We start from the raw sequence: 12,699 nt of genomic DNA, 5'->3' as shown, positions 1-12,699 counted from the left end.
GAGACTAAACGAATAAAAAACAGCAAAGAATATAAAGGGAGCACATAATGTGCTCCCTTTATTTAGTCTCGTTGCTGATTAATTATTAGGATCGATGTCCGGCAGCCCATCTAAGTCGTTGTGATGGTGATGCTCATCATCTTGGCTATGGTTGACGTTTGAATCATGGTGTTCAAGTGCATCTGACATATCCAAGTGCGCTTGGTCATGTGTTGCTGCATCTTGTTGGTCGACTTGTGCGAGTACGATATCCATGTCAGCAGGTTGATCGTGAACCGTTGTCGATGTCGCATCGGGTTTAATGCCTAATGCATCCAGATAAGCTGCTGCACCATGGTGGCTGGTTTTCTGGTCAGGTTCTTGGTGAGCGTGCTGGGTAAAATCTAGATAACTGTCATCGCTTTGCGTAACGGTAAAGTCTGTTTGCGAAGCCATGTCAGGCTCGTCATGCAACACCGGAGGAGGTGGCGGTGGAGCTGGGTGGGAGGAATGGGCGATAGGGGTTATTGTCATATCAACCACTTCAGTTCCAACTGTCAGCTTTCCACTATGTCCAGGTCCATGACTGAGTATCTGGATATTCACATGGGCGACAACTTCATCTTGATTTGTGCCTTGCAATGCCACTTCAAACTTGTCTTCATGCTGGCCGACTCCCGAAGCGCTACCATGCGGGCCGGTGTGAACCTGAGCTTGCTCTTGATAATGTAAATGACCAGTCTGAGGGTCAATAGTTAATGTCCCGTATTGGCCATGATGACTAGTGACGTACTGTCCGTTAGGTAAATGGATTCGCCAACCGCTTTGTGCTGTTGCTACCGGAGTTAACGATGGTAATAGTGGTGGAACCCCAAGCGTGCCAGATACTTGGTGGCTTCCCGATGGTGGTCTGACAATGATAGGTTCAGGTATAGCGCTTGCAGCAAAACCTTGGCTACCTGCGGTATTACCGTGTTCGTCAGTCATTGTTGCTTGTACATTAGAACCGGGATGAACTTCAATTTGTATTCCATGGTGAAGACTGTGAGCATCCAATACATGGTCTTGCCCGTTGACGACAAGATGCTCACCGATTTTGGCATCACCAGGAGGCGTCACGGTTGCTGTGATCGTATTTGCATGGCCTCGGGCAATTTCAGCTTTGCTGTATAAGTTGTCTGCACCTGCGTTTTCAAAAGTAATCGTAGGAACGCTAACCTGTGTATCGACTTGATAAGTAACATCTGCAGTGGCATGAGCGCTATTACCTGCGGTATCTGTTACCGCTACTGATGCTTCTATTTTTTGGTCAGCATCGGCAATGAGTTCACTGCCAGGTACGGCAATTGAATAGTGTCCTTTTGCATCGACCACGCCAGTATGCTGTGTCCCATTTACATTTAAAGTCACAATGTCGCCTGCATTATAATCGCCAGAAACGGATCCGGTGATGTCAATAGAACTGTTAGATTCTTGAGCGTTAATCACATTGTCGGCGGTAATCGGGTTTGTTTGAATACCGACGTGCACTTGTGTATCTATATGGACGGAAAGAAGCGAAGAGGTAGCCGGTAGCACTGACGAAGGAGCCAATGCTTTGGCGGATAGATTATGATCGCCCTCCGATAAGCTGCTTACTGCAACACTATATTGGCCAGAGGCATCAGATACCGAGTGTCCAACGGGTGTGGAACCATCGTAAATCGTGACTTTCGAGAATGGGATATCAGTGTGCCCGGTAATCGTTGGGGTAGTGTCGTTGGTAAGGTTGTCGGTGTTTGATGAACCCGAGTCACTCGTCGATGCTAAATCCAATGTCACCGAGTTCGTTGACGCTACGTTGGTGACCATTAGCAAGGTTGGTAGTGTCGTTGTAACCGTAGGTTGTTGAGGCACTGTGGTTGATATGACTAGACCACCCGTTGGTGACATGGTGACATGTCCCGAGGCATCAAAGGTGATGAATTTCGAATCCTCAGTATGGCCGTCACTGACTTTTACTTCGAATACATCGACACCATGATAGGAGTTGGTGGCAGAGTTATAACTCATTCCTGTGATAGATGTATTTGGTGTGTAGACGTAGTCACCAGTGTTTGGGTCGACGGACAGTGAACCGAATTGACCCGTTGAGCCAACAACAGAGAATGTATGAGTATCTTTAAGGTCAACATCTGTCTCTGTCAATGTGCCAGTCGTTGATGATGTTTGGTTAACACCGAGAATCGGTGCGTCGTTGGTGCCGGTAATGGTAACCACGATATCATGGTGCGTACCATCTGCAGATTGAACCGTGATGGTTTCAGTGTCTGTCTGACCTTCGCCAAGCTGCTGAACTATAGGATGGTTGTTGTCAAGGTCGTAAGTCCAGTGACCATTTACATCGATATGAGCGTGCCCATAGCCTTTGCTTCCGGCTATTCCAGCTCCACCCTGTACCGCGGTAAACCCTGCTGTTCCATCAGGGTCACTCGCCGTCAACGTACCTGAAGCTTGAAGTGTTATGTCTTCTTTTGCCACTCCTGTGGAGTCTCCACTGAATGTTGCAGGGTCAGCGACACTCGCTATATTAATGAGTATTGCCCCTTCTTTTGAATCAAGATGACCATCGTTTGCGGTAAATTGCACCGCACCCAACCCGCTGACACCAGAACTAAAGTAGTTGTGAGTTGGGGTGAAGATGAGTGATGAAACGTCGGATGCACTGACGTCATCGCCAACATTCACCGTGGTGCCATTCAGCGTTAACACACCATGGGCGACATTGGTAATCGTGATATGGTTTAAAGCATCCCCATCAATATCTGAATATTTAAAGTCGGCGGTAGTGAACGCATGCGGTTTGTCTTCTAGTGAACTAATGAAACTCGATCCAACGATAGGTGCGTCATTCACTGCATTTACGTCCACTATCATCGTTGCACTTGCCGAATTTTGATGGCCATCATTCGCAGTGAAGCTAAATTGCGCATAGTTGGCGCCGTTTTCATTATTGATCGGCGTGAAAGTTAAATGACCTGCGTCTAAGTCAGCCTTGCTGATTTGCTGGTTGGCGGTTACGGCGTTACCGTTTAGAAGTAATAATCCATGACTCGGTATGCTAGTAATGGTCACGAACTGCAATACGTCGCCATCCTGATCACTGTAACCAAATTCACTGGTCGTAATGGTTCTGGTGATGTCTTCATTTGTAGAAACGGTTTGTCCTGTGACCGTTGGCGTATGCTGTAGGGGGGGGGTGACTTCAATAGATAGAGAGTTTTGAGAAGAATCTCCTATTGGGTTACCACCATCATCGCCGACACGATAAACCATACTTGGCACTTTACCTGTAAAGCCAGCTTCCGGGGTGAAGGTATAATGACCATTCGCTTCGATCGCGAGTGTACCGATTCCGGTCATAGTATGTGGTTGCCCCGGCCTTACCGCGACATAACCTGACACGGGGTCTTTTATTTGAATATCTTGTAATACTAAATGCGCGTTGGAATCGGTGTCTGTTGCTGCACCACTCAACCCTTGATCCGTCCCATAGCCAGTAAGTAGATTCCCTTCGATTGGACCACTATGTTGAACACCAGAATCACTAAGGCTGTGAAGGACTGGGTCGTCGGTCGTGCCATTTATGGTTACTGTTATTGAATGTTTGGTTCCATCTTTTGAGAGCACTTCAATATGGTCAGTCAGTGTTTGCCCATTATCTAAGTCTTGAATAGCAACATTGTTATTATCTGCGGCATAGACCCATATGCCACTGCTATTAATCACAAACTGGCCATAGGTACCACTTTGGGTTAAGTGATGTTGACCATTCAAATCCAATGCGGCTTCACCTTGACCATCCGCGTCAGAAACAATCAGATGCCCGTTGCAAGTAAGAGCGTCTTGAATAGTTGTGGCACCAGCAATATGTAGATTGTGGTGAAGGCTTGTGTCTTCATCTACGCTGCCTGAATCACCAGTAAATGTTGCGACATCATTAACAGCAGCAAGATACGTGTTTGCTCCTGTATGAGCTATGCCACCGTGTCTATCGGCAACATCGTAAGTAAAGTGGACCGTTCCGTTGTAATTAGGGTCGGGGTTAAAGGTAAAACTACCATCTGAATTTGATACTAAGCTACCGTGGTCTGCAGTTAAGTTTTGAACGTGTAACCAACCTCTATCGTTAGTATCAACATTGGTAGCATTGGCGATTAATTCAGCTTGCGTAATATGTATTGAAGTATCTTCCTTGCCTGAAGGTAAAGTGACTTCTCCACTGACTGTTGGTGCATCATTATTGCCATGCACAACAACCGATACGCTTTTCGATACATGGCTACCATCAGTAGATACTGCCTCAACCGTAAAGTGTTCCCAATACTCGTCGCCGTCTCCTAGTTTTGTTGCTTTGTTCTGGTCAACGTCATAATGCCATTGTCCATCTGCACTTAGGTGGAACGTACCGTACTGGCCATTAAGGCCTGCTGTTGGTGTTTGTGTCCAACTCACCGTATCGTGAAGGTCGACATCGTGGGCTATTACGCTGCCGGAAACTGAAGCACCTGTTTGGGCATTTTCTACGACATGGCCAAGTTCTGACTTGGAATCGATTATGATCCCATCCTCTGTGCCGTTTACCTTAACCGTAATAGGAAACTCAGTACCGTCGGTTGCTATTAGCTTTATAGATTCGGTTAATGATTCACCATGCTTTAATTCTTGAACGTGAACATTATTATTGTCGCCAATATAACTCCAAGAATGTTCACCTTTGTGAGATCCACTTGCGATAGTGTGGAACTGGAATTTGCCATAAGGAGTCGTTACATCTAGGTTACTGCCTATATTCCATGTGTATTGTTTGCCTGCAAATTCGACAGTGACTTGAGTATTAGGGCTGTCTACATCAGTAACTTGTAGCGCTTGCCAATCTACAGCATCCATAATATTGGCATTCGTAGACATATGAGTGGCGATATCTTCAGTTGCAACACCATGATCAACACCAGAAATGATGGTTTTGTCATCGACTGCCGCAAGTGTCGTACTCGCTCCGGTATGCGTAACACCACCATGCGCATCTGTGACGTCATAGCTAAAATGAACTTGGCCGTTATAGTCTTTGGTTGGAGTAAAAGTGTAGGTGCCGTCTTTGTTATCGACTACAGAGCCGTGATCGACTAACAGATTCGCAACGGTGAGTTTGCCTAGGTCGTTGCTATCCACGTCTATAGTGTTTGCTAAGAGTTCGGTGGCCGTGATGGTTTGCGCGAGGTCTTCTTTACCGCTGTTGAGCTGCACTTCTGAAGAGCAGTATGGACGGTCGTTGTCGCCATGAATGGTGATAACAATATCATGAGTAGTACCGTCTTTACTTTGTATCGTTATTGTATCAGTGAGAGTCTCATTTGCACCAAGTTGATCAATCGTCGATCCTACATTTGTTGTTAATCCACCATTTACATCAGCAGTGCCGGTCGCAATACCATAAAACCATTTACCATCTGTATTAAGAATCAAATGGCCATATTTTCCATGATAGGTATAACCAATACCTTTAGAATCAAAACTATTCTCGCCGGTATCTGGATCGATGATTGTTAGTTGTCCCTCAACATGAATCATACTATTAGTTAAATGCGCCATACCTGGCTGGGCAAAGTCTGGTGACATATCAGGGTTTCTGTTTTCATAAACATCGCCAGTATCAACACCTGCTATAACGGCTTTATCTCCAACCGCATCAATATGAAGTGTGTTGGTAGCCTCTGCAGAGTCGGTATGCCCATCGTTAACAGTATATTTAAACTGAACATCGCCATTAAAATCTTGCGCAGGAACGAACTGAAGTCTACTGATGTTAGCTGCAGGGATCTGTTTTCCCGTTGTAACATCGTGTCCATCAAGCACGAACTTACCTTGTGTCGCAGGGGGTAGATCTGTGATTGCTATGGAGTGTAGCGTATCGCCTGTATCGGCGTCGGTGAATCCGAACTGACTCGCCTGCATTTGATAATTTATATCTTCCGTGCCGTTGCTGAGAACCACCTTGGTGACTGTCGGTGCGTCGTTGGTTCCGACGACATCAATATTTAAGTCGTAGGCAGTACCATCGAAGCTGTGTACTCGATAGGTAACCGTTTCAACTTGCCCTTGAGCTAGGTGTTGAAGAGCCGCGTTGTCGACGCTATATCCCCAATTACCCGCACTATCAATCCGAAGCATGCCACCAAATGGATCGTGAATGCGAGTCTCACCAAATTGGCTGTATTGGAACTTATCTTCGCCGCTGTCTGGGTCGATGACTTGAAGTTGGCCGTTAGCTAATTCAGTCGTGGTGCCGTTGTTGTACGTTGCATGTGGTCCATCCTCAATAACACTTCCGGTGGTCACTTCAGAGATAATGGCTTTGTCTGGGGTCGCTACGAGAGTGGTATTTGCGCCAGTGTGGGTGGTACCTCCATGTGCGTCTTTCACGTCGTAAGTGAAATGAACTGGGCCGTTATAGTCTTTAGTTGGCGTGAAGGTGTAGGTACCGTCTGTGTTATCTTGAATAGAACCATGATCGGCATGAAGGTTCGCAATCGTCAGTTTGCCTATGTCATTAGTATCCACATCAACAGTATTTGCTAGCAACTCGGTTGTCGTGATGGTTTGTGCGAGGTCCTCTTTTCCGCTGTTGAGCTGAACCTCTGAAGAGCAGTAAGGGCGGTCATTGTCGCCATGAATGGTGATATGAATATCGTGAGTGGTGCCATCAGCCGATTTGACGGTAACAGTATCCGTTATTGATTCACCTTGACCGAGGTGATCAATTTTTCTACCTGTTGCGTCTTGGCCGATGGAAGCGTAGTAGCTCCAATCTCCGTTACTCTGAAGTATCACATGTCCGTGTGTACCTTGGTAGGTGCCTGTTTGAGCGTGGCTTTCACCGGAGTCTGGATCAATAATGTTCAGGTGACCATCAGTGTGTATTTCATCGTTCCATATTTTACCGATGTTTCCATGCATATGATCTGGCGAACGATCATCGACGTAACCGCCAGACATTGTACCGTCTGGCGCGGTATAGGTATGTCCTTCGTGAACATCACCCGTGTCGACACCGCTAATAACGGCAGAGTTATTAACCCCTGTAATCGTAATTGAGAGGTTTTGAGTGCTGCTCGCATTATGTTCGTCTGTGACTGTTACGGGGACAGTCAACGTCTTCGTGATACCTGATGCTAACGATTGGTAGCTAGAGTGAGCAGGATTGAAGCTATAACTGCCGTCCGGATTAACCACCAAACCATCAATTTGCGGTGCGCTGTAAGTCAAGGTCGCACCGGTATCTATATCTTGGCCAACCATTTGACCGTTTAGAACGCTTCCACCTTCAGTTACTGAGTGAGATTGTGCATTGATGGTTGGGGCATCGTTGGTACCATGAACCGTTAGCTCTATCGTATGCGTTGTACCATCTGCTGAGCGTATGACAGCTGAGTCGTGTTTAACTTCACCTTGCGCTAAGTTCTGTATGTTGCGGTTGTCGAGCGTATAGGTGTAGTGACCGTCGCGCATGAGCAGTATGTGGCCACCTAATTTTGTGTCGTAGCCAATACCTTGATAGGTTTGTGGGCCTATATTCGGATCAAACTGTGCCTCTCCCTTATCAGGGTCTTGGATGTTTAATTTGCCGTCGTAATGCAATTGGTAGTGGGTATCTATATACCCACGATCTTCGGTCACTCCCCTTAAGTCAGCATTGGTTTGTGCGTCGGTAATAATCGCGTTATCTGGAGTTGCGGTAAGATCAAACTTAGCTTGAGTGCTGACGCTACCACCATGGCCGTCAACCACATCATAGGTGAGTCGAATCTCACCATTGAAATCTTTGTCTGGTGTGAAGGTATAAGTACCGTCTTTATTATCAGTCAGGCTACCGTGTGTGGCTTGCAGATTTGCCACGTGCAATACATCGCTACTATCCACATCGCTTGCATGCGTTAGCAAATCAGAAGCTTTTATGGTTACAGGTTGATCTTCTTTTCCAGCAGGAAGCTGAGTCCACGCACTGACAATTGGTTTGTCGTTACTACCTTGCACATCGATAACAATTTTATGAGGGACTGTTGCTCCAGCTGAATCGGTGGCGGTGATCCAGAATGATTCAGACTGATGTTCACCAGCCGAGAGCTTATCCGCGGCACCGCCGGTCGAATTGTCTAGCTGATAGTGCCAATGACCATGCTGATCAATCGATAGCGTTCCCCATTGGCCTTGAGGTTGATTGATTGCCCATGTAACGGTGTCAGATTTATCTAAATCGGCTGCTGTTAGAGAGCCTGTCGCATCTGGCGTTCCAGCAGTGTTTAAGCCCTGTTCGATGACCGCGCCACTAGAGGTACCTGAGATAGTAGGGCGGTCATTGGTACCGTTAACCGTGACGGTAACTTGATGTGGCGTACCATCTGCTGAATGAATGGTAATCGTATCGGTGGCCGTCGCACCTTTGCCCAAGGCTTGCACTTTTGGATTGGTGTTATCGAGGTCGTAAGTCCAAGCTCCATTGCCTTTGAGGTGGAGCGTACCTAAAGCACCGACAGCATCGGTATTGGAGAAGTGCGCTTCCCCAGTATCAACGTCACTAATCGTCAATCTGCCGGATGTTTGCAGTTGAGATTCTTCCGTTACTACACCGGAGTTGGTACCACCAATCACGGCTTTGTCGTTGGTGCCGTTTACTATGATCGTCACTTGATGGCGTGTACCATCAGCCGAATGAACGGTAATCGTATCGGTGGTAATAGCGCCTTTGCCCAAGGCTTGCACGGCTGGATTCGTGTTATCCAGATCGTAAGCCCATGCCCCATTGTCTTTAAGGTGGAGCGTGCCTAAAGTACCTGCAACATCGGTATTGGAGAAATGCTCTTCTTTTGCGTCGATGTCACTTATGCTTAATTTTCCTGAAACCGTGAGCTTATGATCTTCAATAACTTGATCTAAGTGGGGACTTTTTCCAACAACGAAAAATGAATTTGGTGAACCTCCTGTGCTATTAGTGATCACAGCTGAATCATTGGTACCATTAATAGTAATAGTGACTTGATGTGCGGTTCCGTCGGCGGAATGAACCGTGATAATGTCTGTTGCAGTCGAGCCTTGGGCAAGCCTTTGCACGTAGGGGCTATAGTTGTCTAGATCGTAGGTCCACGCTCCATCTTTCGTGATAATTAATGTACCGAAATTGCCAGCAACTTGTGAAGCTTGAAAATGGTCTTCTCCAAGGTCTGGGTCTGTTACCGAAAGTTGGCCTTGAACTTGTGTCGTTAGATCTTCTATGACCGAGCCCGCGTCTACCCCAGTAATAACCGCATTGTCATTGTTGCCACCAATTGTCATATCGATGGTTTGAGGCGTGCCATCTTTGGTGTGAATAGTGAAGCTTTCGTGCAATGAAGTGGCTGCGGTTAACGCTTGAACATTCGAAAGAGAGTTATCAACTTGATACTGCCAATGCCCATCTGCGTTGATGGTTAATGAACCATATTTACCTGAGATAACTTCTGGCGTAACCGAACTTTCATTTTGGTCAGGGTCTATGACATCAATTTTACCGTTCGCATGTAACAAGCCTTGTGAATCAATATTGTGATCTTCTGTTACGACACCTGTTAAGTCTCCAGAAATACTTGGCGTGTCTTGCTTACCTGTTACCGGTATCTGGACAATGATGCTCGAGCCATTAGATAGGTGTAACGCAAAATGGTCAGTACCTGGTTGGTGCTGATTTAACAGGATGTATTGAGGAGAATTTGGATTCAATACGAATGTGTATTGACCATTTACATCAACATGAAGCTCTCCATACGTACCTTTTATGATTTCTGGCATGAAGGTGACGGGTAAAGCGGGCGTCGTAGGCGCATTCGAATGAGTCGGCTGACTGTTACTTCCTGAGGAGATAGTTGGCATCGATACCGAAGGAATGTAATGGACTTGTGGGTGAGAAAGCGTCGATAAATGATGAGAAGGAACCAAGTGAGCGCTCGAACCATGGGAGGCGTGACTTGCACTTAAGGTTGAGTTTACGTCGCTGTCACTCGTCTGAGCTTCTTGATGAACAACCGCTGATGAGCCCGCCTTGCTATGGTCATCTGTGACATCTTTTTCGCTCACGTTATTTACGGTTACTTGATCTGCAGAGTCGCTGGAATTGTCTATACTTTCGGCAGCAGCTTGTTTAGCCAATGATGGCAAAATCATCATGAGTGACTGAAAAAGTGGGATATTCACTTTTAGATGTGAATGTAGTCTGAGTTTCTTTTTTTGTGTTGGTTTCTTTTGCTTTAGCTCATGACTATTCTTATCTTTAAGTTCGGTATTTTTTTTCTTCGTTTCGACGTTTTTTTTGTTAGCCATTTTTCTCATCCGTGAATCTTGGTTGCACTATTTTAAGTAAAATACACAGATAGAGGTTTCGCTAGCTAATTAGATAATTTTTAAAGGAAAAATTATAAAGTCGAAGAATTATCTCATTTTGATGAAAAAAAGGATGAATGCTTTTTCAATGGTTAGGCAAATTTCAATCACAATGGCATTGACCTTACCCTAAGGGGAACCTTTATACTTGCCTTATAAATTTAAAGGTTAGCTATGACAAACACACTCCGAACAACTTGGATTACTGTTTTCAGCATCATTGCGATGTTGATGTCTAGCTATGCCTCAAGCTCATCGGCCATGATGGCAAATATCATGGCAACGCAGATGATGTCGAATAAATCTATCTGCCAGCAAAGCGATTCGCCGAGCGATCTTGATGCCGTCTATCAATTTGCTGCTGGTTGCCATGTGACCGTTAGCGATTCAGATATGAACGATCATGTTCATGCAAGCACGCCGAATGGCGACCAGCCTGTTCATGATGAACACACCATTTATGTTGAGCTGTCTGCTCATGAAAAGATGGCCTCGCATCAAGAGTCAATGGATGCTCACGGTGAACATGTGATGGGCAACAACTGTTGTGGTGGTTCGGATTCTGCTCGTATCTGTTGCTATTCTGTTTGTTCTACAGCATCACATACAATTCAGGCGCTCCAAGCCAACTACCAAATTTCCTCCTCATTCGCACCTCATCATTCTGTAACTATCGGTCAAAAAGTGACTCGTGCACAGTCTTTGCTACGCCCACCTTCCGTATAAATCTATATCTAAAAATACAGCTCTATCAGTTAGGTAAATCTGATAAGCCATTCTTTTTTATGCGCTAATTAGCGCTAGATATGGACATTCATTGTGAATATGAAACCAACAACCTCTGTGTTTGTCATGAACACGAGCTTAGTGGTTGCTGCTGCCTTGCCTATGGCCTTGTTTTCAAGTGCTACGCTCGCGGCTACCACGGCGTCAGCTTCAAATGCTCAACACATTTCAGCACATGACCAAGCAAGCTCGACGCAGCAGCTCAATACACTGATTGAGATTGCTTTAAGCGAAGATGGAAATCGCAAACAGTACTTTGCTCAGTCTCAAGCGATGCGAGAAACTGGCATTGCCAGCTCGACCTTAATGGACCCGAAATTAAAAGTTGGATTTGGCGGTTTGCCTGTCGATAGCTTTCAATTCGACGAAGACCCGATGACTAATATATCGGTAGGGTTGATGCAGCAGTTTGAGCGTGGCGATACGCTTAACCTTCAACAGAAAAAGGCAGGCCAACAGGCAGATGCTCTAGCTTTGCAGGTACAAGCAAGAGAATTGACGGTTGCGAATAGCATGACGCAGCTTTGGCTTGAGTTAGGTTATCAGCAAAAGGCTGAGTCGGTGATTCGTCAAAATCGTCGTTTGTTGGTTGAGCTTGAAAACTATGTACAAACCAATTACTCAATTGGTAAAAGTGAAGCGCAAGATCTGCTTAATGCTCAGCTTCAAGTGAGCAAGCTTGATGAGAAACTTCAGGCAAACCAGCAGGTTCAGCGTCGCTTAATCTCTCAGCTTTCTGAATGGTTGGGTTCTGATTGGCTAGGCTCTCAGGTTCTGGATTCTCAGGGCGTACTGAATGCAACTAACCAAATCGATTGGTCGTTGTTGGAAAGCAAACTAGCGACCAATATCGATTCAACCAAGCACTACCAGCTATTGACTGACCATCCTTTGGTTAAGATCTCCGATGTCAGTATTTCCTCTAATCAAACTCAGGTTGAGTTAGCCGAACAAGCTTATACCCCGCAGTTTGGGGTGGAAGTGATGTATGCACACCGTCAAGCCAATAACATGGCGGGTGAACCTGCTTCTGATCTTGTGAGTGCCTATCTGACTGTCGACATCCCGTTGTTTACGGGGAATCGACAAGATAAAAACTTATCGGCTGCTCAGTATCAAGTTGGTGCGGCTAAGTCTCAAAAAGACACTTTACTCTCCCAAATGAATGCGCAAGTGAACGCATTGCTGGTGGACAGATCAAACCTGATCCAGCGATTAGATCGCTATCAAACGTCCTTGCTTCCTCAAACCGCAGCACGAATCAGCGCGGTTGAGAGGGGCTATCAAAACAATACCGCTCAGTTTAACGATGTCATTTTAGCAACGACCGATGAGCTGGCACTTAAGTTAGAGCAACAACGTTTGATCACCGACCTCAACATCGTTAACAGCAAGTTAGCTGCGTTAGTCAGTGGTTTTGAATACCAAGTAAACCAACCACAACTCAACTCAAGCGCAACTAAACATACAGCCAATCAATAAGGG

Annotated in this window: 3 protein-coding genes; 2 read left to right on the top strand and 1 reads right to left on the bottom strand. The window is 45.8% G+C overall.

What is annotated here, in order from left to right:
• Positions 1-78 precede the first annotated feature (78 nt).
• Positions 79-10,368 (bottom strand): VCBS domain-containing protein, encoded by a 10,290-nt coding sequence (locus tag FTW16_RS09075; protein WP_146490779.1) that lies wholly within the window; start codon positions 10,366-10,368, stop codon positions 79-81.
• A gap of 234 nt (positions 10,369-10,602) precedes the next feature.
• Between FTW16_RS09075 and FTW16_RS09070 the strand changes: the two genes are divergently transcribed.
• Together FTW16_RS09070 and FTW16_RS09065 are read left to right on the top strand one after the other, a co-directional pair.
• Positions 10,603-11,154 (top strand): hypothetical protein, encoded by a 552-nt coding sequence (locus FTW16_RS09070; protein WP_146490778.1) that lies wholly within the window; start codon positions 10,603-10,605, stop codon positions 11,152-11,154.
• Between the two features lie 99 nt (positions 11,155-11,253).
• Positions 11,254-12,696 carry a TolC family protein gene (locus FTW16_RS09065; protein ID WP_146490880.1) on the top strand — a complete coding sequence of 481 codons (1,443 nt, stop codon included), beginning with the start codon at positions 11,254-11,256 and terminating at the stop codon, positions 12,694-12,696.
• Positions 12,697-12,699 lie beyond the last annotated feature (3 nt).

The organism is Vibrio sp. T20 (genome assembly GCF_007858795.1).
GTDB lineage: Bacteria > Pseudomonadota > Gammaproteobacteria > Enterobacterales > Vibrionaceae > Vibrio > Vibrio satsumensis.
Note: the sequence above shows the minus strand (reverse complement) of the source record. Positions and strands in the feature narration are given on the sequence as shown.

Coding starts and splice junctions, on each gene's coding strand:
- FTW16_RS09075 (WP_146490779.1), bottom strand. CDS start 10,368: ATGGCTAACAAAAAAAACGTCGAAACGAAGAAAAAAAATACCGAACTT.
- FTW16_RS09070 (WP_146490778.1), top strand. CDS start 10,603: ATGACAAACACACTCCGAACAACTTGGATTACTGTTTTCAGCATCATT.
- FTW16_RS09065 (WP_146490880.1), top strand. CDS start 11,254: ATGAAACCAACAACCTCTGTGTTTGTCATGAACACGAGCTTAGTGGTT.